Annotated in this window: 17 protein-coding genes; 6 read left to right on the top strand and 11 right to left on the bottom strand. The window is 71.9% G+C overall.

All coding sequences use genetic code 11. The annotated features are described in order from the left end of the window. Positions 1-27: 27 nt before the first annotated feature. Positions 28-1,167, bottom strand: a complete 1,140-nt coding sequence (locus ABIA38_RS20635; protein ID WP_424640185.1) for a hypothetical protein — start codon at positions 1,165-1,167, stop codon at positions 28-30. Positions 1,168-1,474: 307 nt separating this feature from the next. On the opposite strand from ABIA38_RS20635, the gene ABIA38_RS20630 reads away from it, so the two are divergent. Further along, positions 1,475-3,028, top strand: a complete 1,554-nt coding sequence (locus tag ABIA38_RS20630; protein WP_424640184.1) for an ABC transporter substrate-binding protein — start codon at positions 1,475-1,477, stop codon at positions 3,026-3,028. Here the strand turns inward: ABIA38_RS20630 and ABIA38_RS20625 are convergent. The 7 genes from ABIA38_RS20625 to ABIA38_RS20595 all read right to left on the bottom strand — a co-directional run bounded on the left by ABIA38_RS20625 (position 3,000) and on the right by ABIA38_RS20595 (position 12,767). Beyond that, positions 3,000-4,391 (bottom strand): MFS transporter, encoded by a 1,392-nt coding sequence (locus ABIA38_RS20625; protein WP_424640336.1) that lies wholly within the window; start codon positions 4,389-4,391, stop codon positions 3,000-3,002. The two genes, ABIA38_RS20630 and ABIA38_RS20625, sit on opposite strands and share 29 nt — an antisense overlap. A 150-nt stretch (positions 4,392-4,541) precedes the next feature. Next, positions 4,542-5,645 carry a fatty acid desaturase family protein gene (locus tag ABIA38_RS20620; RefSeq protein WP_424640183.1) on the bottom strand — a complete coding sequence of 368 codons (1,104 nt, stop codon included), beginning with the start codon at positions 5,643-5,645 and terminating at the stop codon, positions 4,542-4,544. A 246-nt stretch (positions 5,646-5,891) separates the two neighbouring features. Then, on the bottom strand, positions 5,892-7,160 hold the full coding sequence (locus ABIA38_RS20615; protein WP_424640182.1) for a hypothetical protein: 1,269 nt from the start codon (positions 7,158-7,160) through the stop codon (positions 5,892-5,894). A 166-nt stretch (positions 7,161-7,326) separates the two neighbouring features. After that, a complete protein-coding gene (locus ABIA38_RS20610; protein ID WP_424640181.1) occupies positions 7,327-8,049 on the bottom strand; it encodes an SMI1/KNR4 family protein in 723 nt (240 codons plus the stop codon). Between the two features lie 9 nt (positions 8,050-8,058). Beyond that, positions 8,059-9,489 carry an MFS transporter gene (locus ABIA38_RS20605; protein ID WP_424640180.1) on the bottom strand — a complete coding sequence of 477 codons (1,431 nt, stop codon included), beginning with the start codon at positions 9,487-9,489 and terminating at the stop codon, positions 8,059-8,061. A 101-nt stretch (positions 9,490-9,590) separates the two neighbouring features. After that, positions 9,591-11,702 carry an endonuclease/exonuclease/phosphatase family protein gene (locus ABIA38_RS20600; RefSeq protein ID WP_424640179.1) on the bottom strand — a complete coding sequence of 704 codons (2,112 nt, stop codon included), beginning with the start codon at positions 11,700-11,702 and terminating at the stop codon, positions 9,591-9,593. Positions 11,703-12,212: 510 nt separating this feature from the next. Beyond that, positions 12,213-12,767, bottom strand: coding sequence for an NADPH-dependent FMN reductase (locus ABIA38_RS20595; RefSeq protein WP_424640178.1), 555 nt, complete (start codon positions 12,765-12,767; stop codon positions 12,213-12,215). A 41-nt stretch (positions 12,768-12,808) separates the two neighbouring features. On the opposite strand from ABIA38_RS20595, the gene ABIA38_RS20590 reads away from it, so the two are divergent. After that, complete coding sequence (locus ABIA38_RS20590) at positions 12,809-13,276, top strand: YbaK/EbsC family protein (RefSeq protein WP_424640177.1); 468 nt, start codon at positions 12,809-12,811, stop codon at positions 13,274-13,276. Here the strand turns inward: ABIA38_RS20590 and ABIA38_RS20585 are convergent. From ABIA38_RS20585 to ABIA38_RS20575, 3 genes are read right to left on the bottom strand one after another with little or no spacing between them, the layout of a single operon-like run. After that, on the bottom strand, positions 13,273-13,968 hold the full coding sequence (locus ABIA38_RS20585) for a class I SAM-dependent methyltransferase (protein WP_424640176.1): 696 nt from the start codon (positions 13,966-13,968) through the stop codon (positions 13,273-13,275). The genes ABIA38_RS20590 and ABIA38_RS20585 overlap by 4 nt on opposite strands. Before the next feature lie 32 nt (positions 13,969-14,000). Further along, positions 14,001-15,413 carry a vWA domain-containing protein gene (locus ABIA38_RS20580; protein WP_424640175.1) on the bottom strand — a complete coding sequence of 471 codons (1,413 nt, stop codon included), beginning with the start codon at positions 15,411-15,413 and terminating at the stop codon, positions 14,001-14,003. Positions 15,414-15,419: 6 nt separating this feature from the next. Further along, entirely contained in the window at positions 15,420-16,280 is an 861-nt protein-coding gene (locus ABIA38_RS20575) for an AAA family ATPase (RefSeq protein ID WP_424640335.1), read from the bottom strand. Between the two features lie 228 nt (positions 16,281-16,508). Between ABIA38_RS20575 and ABIA38_RS20570 the strand changes: the two genes are divergently transcribed. From ABIA38_RS20570 to ABIA38_RS20555, 4 genes are all read left to right on the top strand, one after another. Next, the gene (locus ABIA38_RS20570) at positions 16,509-17,450 is read left to right on the top strand and encodes an SPFH domain-containing protein (RefSeq protein WP_424640174.1); all 942 of its coding nucleotides are present in this window, start codon (positions 16,509-16,511) and stop codon (positions 17,448-17,450) included. A 68-nt stretch (positions 17,451-17,518) separates the two neighbouring features. After that, complete coding sequence (locus ABIA38_RS20565; RefSeq protein WP_424640173.1) at positions 17,519-18,157, top strand: AIM24 family protein; 639 nt, start codon at positions 17,519-17,521, stop codon at positions 18,155-18,157. Then, complete coding sequence (locus tag ABIA38_RS20560) at positions 18,154-18,801, top strand: AIM24 family protein (protein ID WP_424640172.1); 648 nt, start codon at positions 18,154-18,156, stop codon at positions 18,799-18,801. The genes ABIA38_RS20565 and ABIA38_RS20560 overlap by 4 nt, the downstream gene beginning before the upstream one ends. Then, a complete protein-coding gene (locus ABIA38_RS20555) occupies positions 18,798-19,553 on the top strand; it encodes an AIM24 family protein (protein WP_424640171.1) in 756 nt (251 codons plus the stop codon). The genes ABIA38_RS20560 and ABIA38_RS20555 overlap by 4 nt, the downstream gene beginning before the upstream one ends. Positions 19,554-19,623: the final 70 nt, after the last annotated feature.

The raw sequence follows: 19,623 nt of genomic DNA, 5'->3' as shown, positions 1-19,623 counted from the left end.
GTCGACCGAACCGCCCGAACGTGCGGCTCAGTAGCGCAGTGCCAGGGCGACCCCGCCGGTGTCCGCGAGCGTCTCGTCGGGGACGAACACCACCTTGCCGTCCCCCTCCAGGACCGCCTCCACCACGGTGTCCACGATGTCGTCCTCGGCGCGGCCGGCCAGCACCGCGTCCTCGGCATGCGGTCCGGTGAGCACCTGGAGCACGATCTCGCCGGTCCGCTCGACGGTGACCAGTCGGCCGGTGACCCGCAACCCCTCCTCGACCACGAGCAGCGCGCCGCGCCCGGCCCGGGCCGGCGTCCACACCTCCAGGATGCCGCCCGCGTGCCGCTTGGCACTGCGCGCGTCGTCGAGCGCACGCAGTGCGGCGGCGGTCGCCTCGGCGGCCAGCGCGGCGCGGGCGGGGGCCAGGATCTCGGCGACCTGCGCGGGGGTTGCCTCGACCAGGCCGCCGACCTCGAGTTCGGTCTCGGCCAGGTGCGCGGTGTTGCGGCTGTGCTCGCGGAACGCCTTGACCTGGGGACGCAGCCCGACCGGCACCACCTTGCCCTCGCGGCCGACCCCGACCAGCGCATGCGCCAGGTTCTCGTCGGCCTCGCTCAGCAGCCGCCGGAACTCCTCGCTGACCCCCATGCCGCCGCCCTCGCGCCGGAGTTGGCCGTCCGGCTCGGGTCCGGCGGAGGTGATCGGGAAGCCGTTGCCGCGCGCCTCGTACACATGCTCGCCCCGGCCGCGCCACAACCGTGCCTCCTGGTCGCTGAGCACCAGCGCCCAGTAGGGGGTGAGCCGCTCGGCCGCGGCGACCAGGTTGCGGGTGAGGTAGGTGGTGGAGAAGACCACCCGCTCGCTCACCGGCGCCTCCACGATGAAGGCGTGGTGTTCGTCGGCCGACGCGTAGAGCACCAGGCCGTCCAGAAAGCGCTCCGGATCCAGTTCGGCGGCCGCGGCCCGGAGCTGGTCGGCGGTCTTGATCCGCACCTCCCGGGGCACCTGCGGGTCCGCCGCGAGCCGCTTCTCCGCCTCGGCCAGCACGTTCCGCAGCCGAATCGGGTCCTGCTGGTTCTCCGGGCGGTGCCGGTGCGTGGGCAGCGTCATGGACACCGCCGGGTACGCGCGGGGGCGGCGCAGCTCGGCGAGCAGGTCCGGCGTCAGGGCGGCGGTCGTCATGCGGGTCTCCCGGCGTACGTTCGGGCCTCACGGCTTCGGCAAACACACCGTCCTATGCCCGATTCGCCACGGATATCGCACGAATCACCCGACCGGCCCGCAGTCGGCCGGCGGTCGGCTGCGCCGCACGGTCCCGCGAGTCATCGCACAGCACCCTCCTCGCCGGCCGATCACTCTGCATGGAACGGTTGTTGACGGTGAGTCAGGAGTGACTCTAGGTTTGGTCCTCATCGATCCGTGGAGACGCAGCGTCCATGGAGACCCAGGGTCCGGCCAACCCCGGGTGGGCCCGTGCGAGGAGCGACCAGTGCGATCCGTGCTCCCCCGGCAGGCGGCCCTGATCGCCGCGTTGACCGGACTGACCCTGACCACCGTCGCGTGCGGCGCCGACTCGGCCGACGGCGGCTCGGCGAAGGGCGCGATGACCGTCCTGGTCACCCAGGAGGCGCGCAGCCTGGATCCGACCGTGGCGAGCCTGTCCCAGATCACCGGCGGCACCCAGGCGGCGGCCGTGTTCGACGTGCTGCTCTGGATCGACCCGAAGACCGGCCGGGCCCGACCCCAGCTCGCGGAGAGCGCGACCGCGGCGGAGGGCGGTCGGGTCTGGACGTTGCGGCTGCGGCCCGATCTGAAGTTCTCCGACGGCACCGTGCTCGACGCCGAGGCGGTCAAATTCAATTGGGAGCGGCACGCGGATCCGGCGAACAAGTCGGCGCAGGCGCGCGTGGTGGCCGGGCTCGGCATATCGGTGACCGACAGTCGGACGGTAAAGGTCACCTTGCCGGCGCCGAACGCGCACTTCGACAAGGTGATCGCGCACAACCTCGCGTTCATCGGTTCGCCGACCGCGATCAGGGCCGATCCCAAGGGTTTCGGCAACAAGCCGGTGGGGGCCGGGCCGTACCGGCTGCGCAGCTGGGTGCGGGACCAGCAGATGGTGCTCGACCGCAATCCGCACTACTGGCAGGTGGGCGGGAAGCCGCCGCTGAAGGAGTTGACCCTCAAGCCGGTGGTCGACCAGAACCAGCGGCTCGCGATGCTCAACGCCGATCAGGCCCAGCTGTTGACCACGGCGCAGGCCAAGCTGATGGGCGAGGCGCGCAAGGCCGGGCTGCCGGTGGCCACCGAGGCCAAGAACGGCGGCTTCATGACGCTGTTCAATACGAGCCGGCCGCCGTTCGACGATCCGCGCGCGCGGCGCGCGTTCGCGCTGATCATGGATCCGGCGGCGCGCGCGAGCGTGGTCACCGACAACGCCGGCAAGCCGCTGAGCACCTTCCTGCTGCCCGGCTCCGAGTTCGCCGCGCCGGACGCGGCGCTGCCCTCGAACAACCGGGCCGAGGCGCAGCGTCTCCTGGACGCGCTGGCCGCCGAGGGCAAGCCGCTGACCTTCACCTACAGCACGTACAACAGCCCCGGGTCGCATCTGACCGCCGAGTATTGGCTCGCGCAGGTGGCCGAGATGAAGAACATCTCGATGCGCACCGAGTTCCTGGAGGGCACCCAGTACCTGCAGAAGGTGCAGATCCAACGGCAGTTCGACGCGGGCGAGTTCGTGTTGTCCTTCGACGATCCGGAGCCGGTGCTGTTCAACTTCCTGCACTCCAAGGGGCAGGACAACCACATGCGTTGGCAGAACCCGGCGGTGGACCAGGCGTTGGAGCAGGCCCGGGCCACCACCGACGCGGGCACCCGGCGCGCCGCCTACGCCGTGGTGCAGCGCGAACTGGCCAAGGACGTACCGCTGTTCGCCTATGAGCAGGCGTTCACCGCGGCGATCCGGGCGAAGCGCGCGAAGGTCGCCGAGCTGACCGTGTTCGAGGACGGGCTGATCATGTTCGACCGCTTGGGTCTCGGCTAGCCGAGGCGATCCGGGACTCCCCGGCCTGGGCCGGGATCGGTACGGCGGTCGGGCCGGGGGGCTCGGGGATGCACAGGCACGCGAGCAGCGCGCAGCCGGCCACCGCACCGGCGATCACGAACACGACCATGTAGGCGTGCAGCGTGGGCAGTTCGTGGCCGCCCGCGGACATCGTGTACGACGTCAGCACCGCCGCGACCACTGCGCTGCACACGGCCTGCCCGATCGTGCGCATCAGCGCGTTGATCCCGTTGGCCGCGGCGGTCTGCGCGGCGGGGACGGCCCGGATGACCAGCATCGGCAGCGCCGAGTAGCAGATCGCGGTACCGGAGGCGACCACGGTGGCGCCCAGGATGATGGTCCACAGGTGGTGGCTGGTGAAGATCCGCACCAGGTAGCCCAGGCCGAGCAGGACGGCGCCGACGCCCAGACAGAATCGGGGCCCTCGGGAGGCGGTCAGCCTGGAGGACACCGGGGAGAGCACGACCATCATCACCCCGCCGGGCAGCAGACACAGGCCGCCGACCGCGACCGAGACGCCGAGCCCGTAGCCGCTCTCGGTCGGTGTCTGGACCAGCTGTGCGGTGGACAGGCTGTTGGCGTAGAACGAGAAGCCGATGAACAGCGCGGCGATGTTGGGGAGCAATACCGCCGGGCGCGCGGTCACCCGCAGGTCGACCAGCGGGGTGCTCGCCCGCCACTGGTGCGCTCCCCAGCCGAGCAGGATCAGCGCCGCCGCGCCGAGCAGGCCCAGGGTGCGGGTACCGGTCCAGCCCCACGCGGTGCCCTTGGAGACCGCGAGCAGCAGGCAGACCAGGAAGGCGGCCAGGCCGAGCGAGCCGATCACGTCGAACCGGCCGGGGTTGCGTACCGGCGATTCGCGGACCACCAGGACGATCAGCGTGAGGACCACCAGGGCGAGCACCGTGGCGCCCCAGAACATCGCGTGCCAGTCGGCGTGGTCGACCACCAGACCGGCGAGCGGCAGGCCGACCGCGGCGCCGATGCCGAGCGTCGAGCTCATCATCGCGACCCCGCCGCCGACCTTGGCCGGCGGCAGTTCGTCGCGCAGGATGCTGATCCCCAGCGGGACCACGGCGGTAGCCATCCCCTGGAGCGTGCGGCCGACGATCAGTACGCCGATGTCCGAGGTGAGCGCGCACATCACCGAGCCGACGGACAACACGCTCATCGCCACGACCAACATGCGCTTCTTGCCGAACATGTCGCCGGCCCGACCGAGCAGCGGGGTGCACACCGCGCCGCTGAGCAGGGTCGCGGTCAGCGTCCAGCTGACCGTGGAGGCCGAACTACCGGTCAGCGCGGGCAGATCCGGCAGCAGCGGGACGACCACGGTCTGCATGAGCGCGGCGACGATGCCGCAGGCGCCGAGGACCGGTACCAGGAAGCGCTGCCGCGCGTCCTGCGGGGATGTGGCGGGGCCGGTCAAGGACGCGCTCCTGGGTGGGGACGGGGATGGTCCGCCCCACCCTAGGGATAGATGTACAGCACATCAATCGTTTGCGGGCACCTTTGCCCGCACCTTTGCCGACGTGTCCGTACCCTCGCCGGCCCGCTCGGCGCGCAGCGGGGCACCCACGTCGTGCATGTGGCCGAGTGCCTGGCGGTAGGAGCCGACCAGGCTCGTCTCCAGGTAGGCCACCTCGAGTCGGGCGCAGTGCGCGCGCACGATCGGCTGGGCGCGGCGCAGGTTCACCCGCGGCAGGTTCGGCACCAGGTGGTGCTCGATCTGGTAGTTGAGGCCGCCGAGCATCCAGTCGGTGACCGGGCCGCCCTTGACGTTGCGCGAGGTGAGCACCTGGCGCCGCAGGTGGTCCCACTTGACGCCGGGCTCCGGCATCGGCATGCCCTTGTGGTTGGGCGCGAACGCCATGCCCAGGTGCAGCCCGAGCAGCGCGTGGCTGAGCAGTACGAAGGCCAGCGCCTTCAGCGGGGACATCGCGATCGCCAGGACCGAGATGTAGACGGCGTAGTGCACGGCCAGCACCGAGCCCTCGACCAGCCGCTCGCGCGGGGTCCGGTCCTTGAGCGCCAGCAGGCCGTGCACCTTGAGGTTGAGCCCTTCGAGCAGCAACAGCGGGAAGAACAACCGGGCCTGATGCCGAGTCAGCCAGCCCATCAGGCCGGTGCGGCTGGCCGTCTGGTCGGCGTCCCAGACCAGCACGCCGACCGAGACGTCCGGGTCCTTCTCGCGGTGGTTCGGGTTGGCGTGGTGCTTGTTGTGCTTGGCGTTCCACCAGCCGCAGCTCATCCCCATCAGCAGGTTGCCGTGCAGCAGGGCGATCGCCCGGTGGGCGCCGGCCCGGCGGGCGATCTGCTGGTGACCGGCGTCGTGCCCGACGAAGGACGCGCGGGTGGTGAACAGCGCTACCGGGATGGCCAGGGCGAGCTGCCACCACGAGTCGCCGACCCACACGACCGCGGCCCAGGAACCGAGCAGCAGGACCAGGTTCAGGCCGATCATCCGGGCGTACCACGCGGTGCGCCGCTCCAGCAGCCCGGCCGACTTGAGCTCGGCAAGGAGCGGCGCGAAGTCGCTGCCTCGACGCTCGGCGGATATCTCCGCGACGTCCAGGGTCGGTGCGGTCAAGGTCATGGGGCGTCCCCGAATCTCGGTGGTGGGCGGTCGTTCGAGCGCAGTGGCTTGGCGCCGTCTCGACGCTATTGACCGCCCGTCCCGGGGACGAGCCGACAAGCCCCCCGACTGGGGGGCGGCTCCACCTCCCTGGTGAGGGGGTCGAGCACCATGGACACACGCGGCGCGATCCGCTACCCGGATTGGGGAATCCGATGATCAGCGGCGGCGCACTGTTCGAACTGTCGCACGAGATCGGGGCGCCGGCTACCCATTCCGACGGCGAATATCCCTTAATCTGGCCAATTGTGCCGAATTGATACGGTTTGCCGCACGGTACACGGCTGCTGCCTGGCTGTTCAGCACGTCCGACCCGAGCACGGTCACGTCCTCGACCCCGGCGGGACGCCGCGTATCGGCCCGGCTCCGGCTCGGCCGGTGGGCGGGCAACGATCCGGCGAGCAGGGCCTCGGCGAGGCCGACCGCGATGGTGTCGGGCGAGGTCGCGGTGGTGTCCACGACCAGGGTGCGCGCGTGCAGCCAGGCTTCGGCGGCCGCGTACTCCCGCTCCTGCGCGGGGTGCGACTCGGCCGCGCCGACGCGGGCCCGCAGGCCGTCCGGGTCAAGGTGCAGCGTTACGTGGCGTACGTCGAAGCCCCGGTCCACGAGCAGGTCCAGGAGGGCGGCGCAGTGGGCTCGGTCGAGGAGCGTGGCGGGCAACAGGATCGGCCCGGGCCGCCGCGCACGCTCTGCGGCGGCGGCATCGGCGATCAGCGCCCGGCGGGCGGGCAGGTCGGGGTGGTCGTGCTGGTCTCGCCGGTCGCGGACCTTGGCGGACAGGTCCCGGCGCCCGGCCTCGCGCCCGATCCGGTGGCGGCGGCCGGGGATGTGGTGGTGGCCGGGGACGTGGTGGTGGTTGGTCGGGTCCGGCGCTTTGTGGTTGGTCTCGCCGGGGGCTTGGTGGTTGGTCTCGCCGGGGAGTTGGTGGTTGGTCTCGCCCGGCGCCTTGTGATTGGTCTCGCCGGGGAGTTGGTGGTTCGTACCGGCCGGCGCCTGGTCGTTCGCCCCGCCCGGCGCCTGGTGGTTCGTACCGTCCGGCACCTGGTGGTTCGTACCGTCCGGCGCCTTGTGGTTCGTACCGTCCGGCGCCTTGTGGTTCGTCCGGTCGGGGGCTTGGGTGTGCGTCCCACCCGGGGCCCGGTGATTCGTCGAAGTCGCCTCGGGCGACGCGTACTTGTCGGGTGCGGCGGCTTCGGGTGCCTTGTTGTCGGTCGTCCCCGGTGTGTGGTTGTTCGGCTCCGTCGGCGGGTGGTCTCCGGTGGTGTCGCAGGCCCGCTCGGGCGCAGGTCCGTCGATCGATTCCGGGTCCAGGACGGTGGCGTCGCGCAGGTGCCGGACGAGCGCGGCGGCGACCGCGCGCTTCCCGACTCCGTACGGTCCGTTGAGCACAAGCAGCAGGTGTCGGTGCGGATCGTGGTGGCTGAGCGAGTCGTTCGACACGGTGACCCCCAGTGCGCGGTGACGCGCGGTCGTCAAGGTGGCATGGTGCTCCCCGACGAAAGCGGTTGACCAGAGCGTGCGGTCGTGCGGCCGGGGCGCCCGGTCCGGGTGGTCGAGCGCCGCGGCCCGGTAAGGCACACGCAACGACCGCGGCCCGGTGTCCCCCACGTGGGGGACACCGGGCCGCACCGCGCCGGGACGGCTACGCCTCTTCCGCCGCCTCGTCCTCGTCCTCGTCGGGACCGCAGACCGCGTCGAAGAAGAGCTCCAGATGTTCCTCGGTGCGCGCCCGGATCAGCATCATCCCGCCGTCGTAGCGGCCCAGCAGGTTCGGCCCCGCGAACCAGCGCACCCGCTCCCCCGGAGGCTCGCTCTCCGGGTAGCCGGGGAAGGCCAACTCGGCCATCTCCTCCGGGAGTTCGTCGAGATCCTCGGGGTCGAGGTCCTGCGCCTCCATCAGCTTGTCGTCGAACAGCACCGTCTCGGACAGCACCATCTCCACGGCCGCGAGGGACAACTTGGGCAGCCAGGCCGTCCAGTGTTCGGCGGTCGGCGTGGCCGGGCTGTAGCTCACCACCACGGCCGGATCCTCGCCGCCCAGCCGCACCCCCCACCACGCGACGCCCTGGTTCTCCTCGCGGAAGACCAGTACGTCGTCCTCGACGTAGAGCTTGTCCGGCGGCAGCAGTACGTCGTGATTGCTGGTCAGGTCCTCGCGCCGGCCCAGGAGTCGGTACAGCTCGCGAAGTGCGGCCGGCAGCTCGACGCCGAGCCGGGCCGCGCTCGCGTCCAGTTCCGCCGCGTCGTACCCGTCGGCATCGCCGATCGCCCGGGATCGGTCGGCGGCGAACGCGCGGATGAACTCCCAGGCCCCGGCCCGGTCCGCGAGCGCCGTGGGCAGCGCCGCGTGGATGTCGAAAGTCATACCCGAACGCTACCGACCGACCGGCCGACCCCTGCGCAGATCCACGAACGCGACCGTGAAGGCGGCCAGCACGAATGCGACCGACACCACCAGACCCTGTCGCAACGGGCCGGCCCAGTCCCGCCCGTGGTCGGCGGCCAGCCGGGAGAAGAAGATCGAACCGACCGCGGCGATGCCCATCGCCGAGCCGATCCGCTGCCCGGTCTGCAACACCCCGCCCGCGCTGCCGCCCTGCGCGGGCGGCACCTCGGCCAGGGTCAGCGTCTGGTTGGGCGAGATCACCAGGCCGCTGCCCAGGCCCGCCGCCGCCAGCGGCGCCACCAGGACCCACCCGACGCCGTACCCCGGCACCGCGTCGACCGCCACGATCGCGCCGGCCAGGCCGACCGCGACCAGCAGCAGGCCACTGGTCACCAGGGCGTGTCCGAACCGGTTCACCAGGTGTCCGCCGATCGACGCGCCGACCGCCGAGCCGACCGCGAACGGGGTGATCGCCAGGCCCGCGAGCAGCGCGCTGTACCCGAGTCCGGACTGGAGGTAGAGGGTGAACACAAAGAAGATCGAGGTGAATCCGGCGAAGTAGAACAACATCACCAACAGGCCGAGCGTGTACGACCGGACCCGGAACAGGGCCAGGTCGACCACCGGTTTGCGGCCCCGCCGAAGCTGCCGGATCTCCCAGCGCACGAAGGCCGCCAGGAACGCCGCGGCGAGCGGTACCAGGAGCCATTTGCCGGCGCCCTGCCACTGGCGTTCCTCGACCAGCGGGAGCAGCACCAACACCACGCCGGTGCCGAGCAGAAGGACGCCGATCGGATCCAGGTCACGCAGGCAGGCCCGGTTCGCGTGGTCGGGTCCGGGCAGCAGTCGGCGGGCCAGTACCAGGGCCACGATCCCGATCGGCAGGTTGACGTAGAACACCCAGCGCCACCCCTGGGCGGCACCGAACGCCTTGATGATCAGCCCGCCGAGCAGCGGGCCGACGGCGGTGGAGATGCCGATCACGGTGCCGAACATGCCGAACGCGCGCCCGCGTTCGCGGCCGGAGAACATCTGCTGGATCAGCGCGGACACCTGCGGGGTGAGCATGCCGCCGGCGATGCCCTGGAGCAGGCGGGCCAGCACCAGCCACGCCGAGGTCTGGGCGGCTCCGCACAGCGCGCTGGCCGCGGTGAACAGGGCGAGCCCGAGCATGAACATCAGCCGACGACCGCGCGCGTCGCCGATCCGCCCGGCCGGGACCAGGGCGAGGCCGAAGGTCAGTGCGTAGCCGGACAGCACCCACTGGATGTCGCTCTCGGACGCGCCCAGGCCCGAACGGATGGACGGCAGCGCGACGTTGACGATCGACACGTCCAGCAGGGTGATGAACCCGGCGATCAGACAGACGCCGAGCGCCTGCCAGCGATGCGGGTCGGGCCCGGCGGCGGCGGTCGACATGCCACACCCTTCTTCCGGAGCCACCCGATCGGCGACATCCGAAGGACGATGCCCACATCCCCGGACGGCAAGGCCGCCGCCCGGGTGACCCGGGCCGGCGCTCAGTAGCCCAACGTCACCGCCACGGGCAGGTGGTCGGAGGCCCGCGAGCGCGGCGCGTCCACGCCGAGCAGCCGCAACCTCGGATCGAGCAGCACGTGGTCGATCTCCTGCTTCGGCCGGTCCGCCGGATAGGTGCGCAACGGTCGGATCCTGGCCAACCCGTCGAGCAACCCGCGACCGGTGAACGCCTTCAGCTGCGCGCTGTCGGGGGCGGCGTTGAGGTCGCCGAGCACCGCCACCGGCACCGACTCGCCGAGTCGGGCGGCGAACGCGGCGGCCCGCTCGGCCTGGGCCTGCGGCACCTTGTCGGCCACGTCCTGCAGGTGGGTGGCCACGAAGCCGACCCGCTTGCCGGGCGCCGCCTCGATCACCACGCCGAGCGCCTGCGCACCGGTCGGCGCGCCGCCGGCGGGCAGCTTGATCGACTCCAGGTGCCGGATCGGCTTGCGGGTGAGCACCGCGTCGCCCCACTGCGGATCGGCGGCCGGCGCAAACCGGTAGGGCAGGTCCAGGCGTCGGGCGAGCAGGGTCAGCACGTCGTGCCCGCCGTTGAGGAACCAGGCCCGGTCCACCTCGTTCAGCAACACCACGTCCGGCTTCAGCGCGCGGATCGTGTCCGCCGTCCGGTCCGGGTCGAACCGGCCGTCGAGGCCGTAGCCCATCCGGATGTTGTACGTCACCACGCGCAGCGTCCCGGCCGCCGCATCCGGCACGGGGGCGGCGCCGGCGGCCGGGCGCAGCCCGAAGGCGGCGAGCGCGATCAGTACGGGGAACACGGTCGCGAGCACGAGCGGGGCGTGCAGCCGCTCGGCCCGGGACGGGGGCGGCGGGGCGTCCCGGAGCCGGTCGCCCCGGCGGCCGGCCGCGCCGGTGGGGGTGGCCGGGCGGTTGCCCGCACGGGCGCCGGCGGGTCGGGCGGCGGGGCGGGCGCCGGCGCGCTGCCCGGGGCGCGGTGTGGTCCGGGCGGCCCGGGTCCGGCCGCCGATCGCGACATCGGCGCGGGCCGCGCCGCGGGCGCCGCCGTGTGCCACGGTGCGAGCGCGGGTCGGCGCGGCGGGCGCGGTCTCCGGCTCGGTGCGGACGCGGGCGCGTCGGTCGCGGACGGCGGCCAGGCCGGCGGGCACCGCCAGGGCCAGGACGCCCAGGAGCAACACCCGGCCGCGAGCCAGTACGCCGATCTCGACGTCGTAGCGGGCGTAGTGCAGGAAGGTCAGCGCGAAGAAGCCGACCATGGTCCAGGCCGGCGCCCACCGCACGACGGCTCGGGGGCGCCCGGCGGCGTCGCCCAGGACCAGGCCCACGCCCAGCGCGCCGAGCGCCTGGAAACCGGCCGCGCCGGCGGGGGCCAGGCCGACGATCCCATCGTGGGCGCCGCTCTCCAGGTAGCCGGCGCCGAGCACGCCGACCACGAGCGACAGCAGCCCGAGCGGCAGGACCCACACTCCGCGCAGCCGGGACACCGGCACCGCGAGGGCCCAGGCGGCGACCAACACCGGTACGCCCCAGCGCGGTTCGCCGGCCGCGGCGTGCGCGACGCCGACGTTGCCGAACAGTACGCAGGTGAGGTAGAGCGCGGGGCCGAGTACGGCCCACAACACCGGCCGGGGCGCGGGTACTTCGGGCGCCTGGAGCCAGACCTGCGCGGCGACGAACAACACCGCGAGCGTGCCCAGTACGGCCCAGCCGCGCCACGCCGCCAGCCACATCGGGTCCAGCGTGCCGAGCCCGGCGTGCAGCGCGACGGCCGCGGCGAGCCCGGCCGGCACGCCGACGCCCGCAGCCCAGCCGGTGTGCGCGATCGCGACCAGCCAGCACAGCGCGGCGACCAGTGCCACGCAGGACAGGTAGAGCTGCCGGTCGCCGCCGTCGGTGAACTGGAGCCACAGCCGCAACATCACCATGGCCACCCCGGCCAGGACCGCGACCGGCCGGCCGCCGACCCGCCGACACAGCGGCACCACCGCGAACGCGAGCGCGAACCACACGACGGCGAACAGGCCGAGCTCGGCGGCGGGCGTGTCGCCGGCGTCCCCGTACACGGTGATCAGCGACGGCAGCCACACGCGCAGGATGTCGACCAGAAAGACGATCCCCAGAGCGATCACGATCACCGGCACGCGCAACCCCCGTCTCGATGGCGGGGTCAGCATAGAGCGACGGATCACCCTTACGGGAGACGCTTGCTGACGATCAATCAGCCCAATCCCGGGCGCCCGGCCGGCGGCCGAGCACGGGCCCTCGGGCACGACGGACCGGCCGGCTCGAACGAGCGTCGCAAGCGCGGCGCAAACGCTCGGGCGCGGGCCGGTCGACTTCGGCCAACGTCGCGCGCACTCCAGCGATGCCCGCGCCCACTACCGGGTCCGCGATCGCGCGGCCCGGCCCCGCGCGGGCATCGGAGTCGGGCGCGGGCAGGCGACCGGCCTCGATAAGCACGAAGAGCAGCACGATGCCCCTGCGGACGTCGGCGCAACGATCAAGCCACCCGCACCGGCCCGGGCGGCGGAGCTCAGACATGCGCCGGTGGCCCACCCCGGCAACTGCCGTGCGCACTGCGGCAATGCCCTCGCCGACAGCGGAGCGGCCGGCAAGCCATCCCGACCCGCGCACGCGGCGGGTGCTCAGGCGCGCGCCAGGCGGCCTGCCTCGGCGAGGGTGGTGAGGACCGCCGCGATGCCCTCGCGGATGGCCGGGTCGGTGATCAGGCCGTTGCCGTCGATGGCGTCGCGGGTCACGCCCAGGCGCACGCAGGCCGAGTCGACGACCTCCGCGCCGGTGTAGCCCAGGACCGTGCGCAGCGACTCGTGTGCCTTGGCCGCGCCGCCGGGGTTGGCGGAGGCGTTGATCCAGGCGACCGGCTTCTCGCTGGTCTCCACGCCGCCGACGGTCCAGTCCAGGAGGTTCTTGAACGACCCGGGCAGCGCGCCGGCGTACTCGGGGGTGGAGAACAACACCGCGTCGGCGGCCTCGATCGCGGCCCGCAGTTCGAGCACGGCCGGCGGCAGCGGCTCCCGGTCGTCGTCCGGGTTGAAGTGCGGCAGTGCGCCCAGCCCGGCGAAGACCACCGGGTCCACCCCGTCCGGGGCGATCGCCTGCGCCGTGCGCACCACCGCGGAATTCGTGGACTCGGCCCGAAGCGAACCACTGATCAGGAGCACCCGACGATTTGCTGTCATGGCCGGTCAAGGTAGCACCGCGTGCGTACTACCCTCACTCCATGAACACGCCGGTCGAGAAGGTCGCCGAGGCGCTGCGCGCGCTGGAAGCCCAGGGTGGGATCCGGAACTTCACCGAAACGGTGCCGACCGCGGCAGCCGCTGCCGAGGTATTGGGCTGCGAGGTGGGCGCGATCGCGAACAGCCTGGTGTTCTCCGCCGACGGCCAACCGCTGCTGGTGCTCACCAGTGGGGCACATCGGGTCGACACCCGCGTGGTGTCCCGGCTGCTCGGCATCCGCAAGCTGCGCCGGGCCGATCCGGCCTTCGTGCTCGCCGCGACCGGCCAGGAGGTGGGCGGCGTCGCGCCGGTCGGGCACCCGTACCCGATTCGCACGCTCGTGGACACCTGGCTGGCCAAGCATGAGGTGGTCTGGGCCGGGGCCGGGGATCACAACCACATGTTTCCCACGACCTACGATGAGCTGCTGCGGATGACGGGTGGTCAGGCGGCCGACGTCGAAGCCTAGTGCCGCGCCCGGCGACGTTCACCCCGGCCGCACCCCGGTCGGCGGACGATCGCCTCCCAGTGCGCCCAGCGGCCCGCCGGCAGCTCGCGGCGGTCCGAGTACTCCGCGCACAGCGGCCGGACCGGTTCGAACTCGGCCAGCAGGTCCTCCAGTTCGCGGCGGCCGTAGTAGTGCACGGTGAGGCCGGCCTTGAAGCCCGCCAGGTAGCGGTAGGTATGGCCGCCGTCCGCCGTCGTGTCCAACACCTCGTGCGCCTCGACCGCCTCGGTCTCGGCGGAGGCCGTGCGCAGCGCGAACAGCCCGCCCGGGGCGACCAGGGCCAGCGAGCCGCGCAGCAGTGCGCGGGCGGCGGCGCGGGTGCCGTGCTGGTGCACCTGGATGCCGATCACCAGGTCGTAGCGGCGGCCCGCCGGCAGGTCGTCCTGGGTGCCGTGGACCAGGGTCAACCCCGGTTCGCGGCCCGCCAGTTGGCGCAGTGCGGTACGGGAGGGGTCGACCCCGATCAGGTCCAGCCCGGCGCGGTGCAGCGGGATCAGGTTGCGCCCGTTGCCGCAGCCGATCTCGACGCCCGAGGTGCCGGGCGCGACCACCGCGAGGATCCGGTCCACGAACGGGTCGGGCGCGGCGTCCGCGTACATCCCGTCCGCGTAGGCGTTGTCCCAGTAGTCCACGGCGATCCGGTGTGCGTCCATGCCGTCGAGCATTGCCGGATTCGGACGCCGGGTCAGGTCAACCCGCCGATGAAACGGCCCAATTGCGCCAGATTGCGGCACTCGATCATGGGCAGCCGCCGGCCGTAGACCGAGGCGATCGAATCCCCGGTGTCCCAGTCCCGCTCCGGCTCCGGATTGAGCCACCACGCGTGCCGGGCCGGGGCCACCATCGCGGCCAGTGCGGCGAGCGCCGGGTCCTGGTAGTTGTTGCGCGCGTCGCCCAGGATCAGCAGCGAGGACTTGGGGCCGATCACCTCGCCGTAGCGCTGCGCGAAGACCTCGAACGCATGGCCGTAGTCGCTGTGTCCGCCGAGCCGCACCAGGTTCGCCTCGGCGGTCAGCCGGCGCATCGCGTCAGTGACGTCCCCGCCCGGCCGTTCGAAGAACCGGGTGACCTCGTCCACGGTGTCGATGAACGCGAACACCCGGACCCGGGCGAACTGTTCGCGCAGTGCGTAGGCCAGCAGCAGGGTGAAGTGGGCGAACGAGGCGACCGATTCGCTCGCGTCGCACAACACCACCAGTTCGGGCTTGTGCGGGCGGCGCGGGCGATGCCGGGTGGTCAGCGGCACCCCGCCGGTGGACAACGACGCGCGCACCGTGCGGCGGAAGTCCAACCGGCCGTGTCGGCCCGCGCGTTGCCGGATGGTCAGCCGGGTGGCCAGCCGCTGGGCCAGCGGTTGCACCTCGCGGCGCAGCGCGATCAGGTCGGCCCGGCTCGCGCGCAGGATGTCCAGGTTCTCCACGGCCGGCTTGACCGCCGTCTCGGCCACCCGCTGCACGCCGCGTTCCTCGGCCAGCCGCCGACGCACGTCGGCGACGATGTGCTCGTCGAGCCGGTCCACCCGCGCCTGGATCATCCGGCGGGCGTTGCGTTCGGCGACCCCGCCCGGGAGTTGGCCGCCGAGCACCGCGCGCAGCAGGCCGGCCATCAGCGTCCGGGGGTCGAGCGCGCGGCCGACCAGGTGGGCGGACCACGACGACCCCGAGGGTCCGTCGAAGGCGCCGAACCGGCCGACCGCCTCCCGGGCCAACCGGCGCAGCGCGATGTCGTCCTCCCCGAGCAGCAGTTCGCGCAGCCGATCGCGGAACGCCTCGGCGGCCTCGGCGGCGGCGTCCACTCCGCTCGCCGCCTCGGATGCGGCCTCGACCCGCCCCGATGCGCCCTCGCCCTCGTCCCCCGGCCGATCCGGGTCCGCCCCCACGCCCACCGGGAACCACAACTCGAACAGGGTGTCGAAGACCGGCCGGTGGGTGTGCCGCTTGACCAGCGACGCGGCGTAGGCGGCCCGCAACGTCTCCCGATCCGCCAGGTCGAGCACGGTCAACGCGCGGGCCGCGTCCAGCCCTTCGGCGAGCGACACCGGCAGGCCGCCGTGGCGCAGCGCCCGGACGAAGCCGGTGTGTCGGTCGAGGAGGGACATCCGCGCTCAGCCGCCGATCCCGGGCAGGCCGAGCTCCTTGGCGGCGCGGGTATGGTCGGCGGCGTGCTTGAGCACCACCCCGAGGGTGCGCGCGATCGCCTCCTCGTCCAGCGTGTCGGCCTCCAGGGCGATCAGGGTGCGGGCCCAGTCCAGGGTCTCCGCGATCGACGGTGCCTTCTTCAGCTCCAACGCGCGCAACGACGCAACGGTACGCACGACCTGCTCGGCGAGTTGCGCGCGGATCCCGGGCACCCGGGTGAGCACGATGTCGCGCTCGCGCTCGGGCGTGGGGTAGTCGATGTAGAGGTAGAGGCAGCGCCGCTTGAGCGCCTCGCTCAGCTCGCGCGTGGCATTCGAGGTGAGCACCACGAACGGGCGGCGGGAGGCGGTGATGGTGCCCAGTTCGGGAATGGTGACCTGGAAGTCGGAGAGCACTTCCAGGAGCAGCCCCTCGACCTCGACGTCCGCCTTGTCCGTCTCGTCGATCAGCAGCACCGTCGGCTCGTCCCGGCGGATCGCCGTCAGCAGCGGCCGGGCGAGCAGGAACTCCTCGGCGAAGATCCCCGCGCGGGCCTCGTCCCACCCGTCCACGCCGGCCTGGATGCGCAGGAGTTGTTTGCGGTAGTCCCACTCGTAGAGCGCCCGGGACTCGTCCAGGCCCTCGTAGCACTGGAGCCGGATCAGCTCGGCGGACGTGGCCGCCGCGACCGCCTTGGCCAGCTCGGTCTTGCCGACTCCCGCCGGGCCCTCGATCAGCAGCGGCTTGCCCAGCGCGTCGGCCAGGAACACGGCGGTGGCGATGGCGGGGTCGGTGAGGTAGTCGACGGCGGAGAGCCGGGTACGGGCGTCCTCGGGCGAGGCGAACATCGTCATGGTGGTGCACTCCTCGCGAAGCGATCTGCGGCCGGCTGCCCGTCCAAGCTACAAGAACGCCGGTTCGCCGCGGCGGCGGTGTGGCCGGCCGGGTCCGGTCGGCCGGGCGGCACCGGCCGGGTGACCTGACGAGTCGTCACATGACCGATTCTTGACGCCGAATCGGCCGTTCGTAGGGAATTCCCCCGTCCATTTCGCCCGCCTGGTTCCTAGCATCGAAAGATGAACATCGCCGTGGGTTTGGGCATCGGGATCGTGGTCGCCGCGCTGATCATCGTGGCCAAGGGCGCTCGGGTGGTACAGCAGTACGAGCGCGGGGTGGTGTTCCGGCTCGGCCGGGTCCGGCAGCGGGTGCGACAGCCCGGGTTCCACGTGATCATCCCGTTCCTGGATCGCATGAAGAAGGTCAACGTCCAGATCATCACCATGCCGATCCCGGCGCAGGAGGGCATCACCCGGGACAATGTGACGGTGCGGGTGGACGCGGTCGTCTACTTCCGGGTGCACGATCCGTCCCGGGCCATCGTCGAGGTGCAGAACCACGTGTTCGCGATCGAGCAGGTCGCGCAGACCTCGCTGCGCTCCATCATCGGCAAGAGCGATCTGGACGATCTGCTGTCCAACCGCGAGGAGTTGCACCGAGGGCTGGCGCTGATGATCGACAGTCCGGCGGTCGGCTGGGGTGTGGAGATCGACCGGGTGGAACTCAAGGACGTGCAGTTGCCCGAGTCGATGAAACGTTCGATGTCGCGCCAGGCGGAGGCCGAACGCGAGCGGCGCTCGCGGATCATCACCGCCGACGGCGAGTTCCAGGCATCCAAGAAGCTGGCCGCCGCGGCGGACGAGATGTCCAATTCGCCGGCCGCGCTGCAACTGCGCCTGCTGCAGACGGTGGTCGAGGTGGCCGCCGAGAAGAACTCGACACTGGTGATGCCGTTCCCGGTCGAGATGTTGCGCTTCTTCGAGAACTTCCCGGCCGGCGCCCCCGGTTCGGCGCCGCGCGACCCGGCCGCCCGGGCCGTGCCGGCGCAGCCGGTCGCAGCGCGGCCCGCCGAACCCGAGGACGACGACCGGCCGTTGCCGCCGGCCGTACCGCCGGTGCCGGTGTTGCCGCCCACGCCGCAGGTGCCGCCGGTGCCCCTCCCGCCGGCCGCCGACGCTTAGGCAAAGACCCGGCAAGTCGAGGGGTTTCCACCCCCCGACCGGCAAGTGGGCACTGCTAACTTCCGAGCGTGGCGACATATGCGACGCAGGGTTCACGAGTGCTCGTGGTGAGCCTGGGCGGAGACGCGATCAAGGCCCGGAACGGGTCGATGATCGCCTACGACGGGCGGATGACGTTCAAACGATTGTCCGGCGGCGGTGAGGGGCTGCGCGGCATGGTCACTCGCCGGCTCACCGGTGAGGGGATGACCCTCATGGAGGTGAGCGGCGAGGGCACCTGCTGGTTCGCGGACCGGGCCACCGAGATCAACCTGGTACAGCTGAACGGCGAGACCCTGCACGTCGAGTCGAGCAACCTGCTCGCGGTCGACCAGGGCCTGCGCACCGGCACCGAGTTCACCGGTCTGCACGGCGCGAGCAGCGGGCAGGGCCTGTTCACCACGACCGTGTCCGGTCAGGGCACGGTGGCGGTCACCTCCGACGGGCCGGCGATCGTACTGCGGGTGTCGCAGGCCGAGCCGCTGTCCGTGGACCCGGGGGCGTATGTCGCGCACACCGGGCAGCTGCGCAAGGCGTTCGTCAAGGACGTCAACTGGCGGACGTTCATCGGCGAAGGCTCCGGGGAGAGCGTGCAGTTGCGCTTCGAGGGCGAGGGACTGGTGTACGTCCAGCCCACCGAGCGGCAGACCATCGGGGGGCAGACGTGACGTTCGACCAGGTCAACTCCAAGATGATCGAGGCAACCGTCGGGCCCGGGCAGATCCTGTACTGCCTGCGCGGGGCGATGTTGGCCTACCGCGGCGAGGTTTCCTTCAGCCCCACCACCACCGGGCAGCACAGTGTCGGGGGGATGATCGGCCGCCGGCTCGCGGGCGAGTCGGTGCCGCTGATGAAGGCCGAGGGCGAGGGCACGGTGATGTTCGGCCACGCCGGCCGGCATGTACACCTGATCGAGATCGGCGGCGACACGCTGCACGTGGAGGCGGACCGACTGCTGGTCTTCGAGGGCTCGTTGCAGCAGGGCACGATGTTCATGGGTTCGCAGGGCGGGGTGCGCGGGATGATCCGCGGCCAGGTGACCGGCCAGGGGCTGTTCACCACCACGCTGACCGGCCGCGGGTCGTGCGCGGTGCTCGCGCACGGCGGGGTGATCGAACTGGCGGTCCAGCCGGGTCGGCCGATCCACGTCGACCCGCAGGCCTACATCGCGCATCGCGGGCAACTGGACAATCGGATCGGCGCCAGTCTGGGCTGGCGCGACGTGATCGGGCGGGGCTCCGGGGAGGCGTTCCAGTTGGAACTGTCCGGCACCGGCACGGTCTTCGTCCAGGCGAGCGAGGAGAAGTTGTGACCACCCTCGGTACCGGCCCGACCGTGTTCGACGCACGCACGCTGCCGCGCGACGACAACGTCAATCCGTACACGTTCAACGTGGCCCTGGAGGGCGAGTGGTTCGTCCAGAAGGGCAAGATGATCGCCTACTACGGGCGGATCAGGTTCGAGGCGCTCGGCGTGGGTGCGCTGGATCGGCTGGTCACCGACAACTTCAACTCGCCGCTCTACCTCCAGGATTGGATCGTCGCGCAGGGCAAGGGCCAGTTGTTGTTGGCCGATCGTGGCTTCGACGTCAACTCGTACGACCTGGAGACCGGCAATCTGACCATCCGGGCGGGCAATCTGCTCGCCTTCCAGCCCGGCCTGGACCTCAAGCAGTCGATCGTGCCCGGGTTCGTCACGCTGATCGGCACCGGCAAGTTCGTCGCCGCCTCGAACGGCGCGGTGCACTTCGTCGAGCCGCCGATCCGGGTGGACCCGGACGCGCTGCTCGGCTGGGCGGACTGTCCGACCCCGTGCCACCACTTCGACACCAAGTACATGCGCGGCGCGCTGGGCATGGCCCGGCGGATCACCGGGCTCGGCGGGGCGTCCGGCGAGGAGCACCAGTACGACTTCGTCGGGGCGGGCACGGTGTTGATGCAGTCCTCGGAGATCTCCATCGACCCGAACCTGATCCCGGAGCAGGCCACGCCGGAGAACCAGCCGCCGGGTGGGCAGCCGAACATCCCGGGGTTGCCGGGGCGGTTGGGACGGTTGTTGCAGTAGGCGAGGGTGTGTTCGGCGGGTCGGGAACCAACGGCCGGTGCGCGCCGTTGACGTGGGGAGGCCCTTCACT

Origin of the sequence: Embleya sp. AB8 (assembly GCF_049739465.1) — a bacterium.
Taxonomy (GTDB): domain Bacteria; phylum Actinomycetota; class Actinomycetes; order Streptomycetales; family Streptomycetaceae; genus Embleya.
Note: the sequence above shows the minus strand (reverse complement) of the source record. Positions and strands in the feature narration are given on the sequence as shown.

Coding starts and splice junctions, on each gene's coding strand:
- ABIA38_RS20635 (WP_424640185.1), bottom strand. CDS start 1,167: ATGACGACCGCCGCCCTGACGCCGGACCTGCTCGCCGAGCTGCGCCGC.
- ABIA38_RS20625 (WP_424640336.1), bottom strand. CDS start 4,391: ATGCAGACCGTGGTCGTCCCGCTGCTGCCGGATCTGCCCGCGCTGACC.
- ABIA38_RS20620 (WP_424640183.1), bottom strand. CDS start 5,645: ATGACCTTGACCGCACCGACCCTGGACGTCGCGGAGATATCCGCCGAG.
- ABIA38_RS20610 (WP_424640181.1), bottom strand. CDS start 8,049: ATGACTTTCGACATCCACGCGGCGCTGCCCACGGCGCTCGCGGACCGG.
- ABIA38_RS20605 (WP_424640180.1), bottom strand. CDS start 9,489: ATGTCGACCGCCGCCGCCGGGCCCGACCCGCATCGCTGGCAGGCGCTC.
- ABIA38_RS20595 (WP_424640178.1), bottom strand. CDS start 12,767: ATGACAGCAAATCGTCGGGTGCTCCTGATCAGTGGTTCGCTTCGGGCC.
- ABIA38_RS20590 (WP_424640177.1), top strand. CDS start 12,809: ATGAACACGCCGGTCGAGAAGGTCGCCGAGGCGCTGCGCGCGCTGGAA.
- ABIA38_RS20585 (WP_424640176.1), bottom strand. CDS start 13,968: ATGGACGCACACCGGATCGCCGTGGACTACTGGGACAACGCCTACGCG.
- ABIA38_RS20580 (WP_424640175.1), bottom strand. CDS start 15,413: ATGTCCCTCCTCGACCGACACACCGGCTTCGTCCGGGCGCTGCGCCAC.
- ABIA38_RS20575 (WP_424640335.1), bottom strand. CDS start 16,280: ATGTTCGCCTCGCCCGAGGACGCCCGTACCCGGCTCTCCGCCGTCGAC.
- ABIA38_RS20570 (WP_424640174.1), top strand. CDS start 16,509: ATGAACATCGCCGTGGGTTTGGGCATCGGGATCGTGGTCGCCGCGCTG.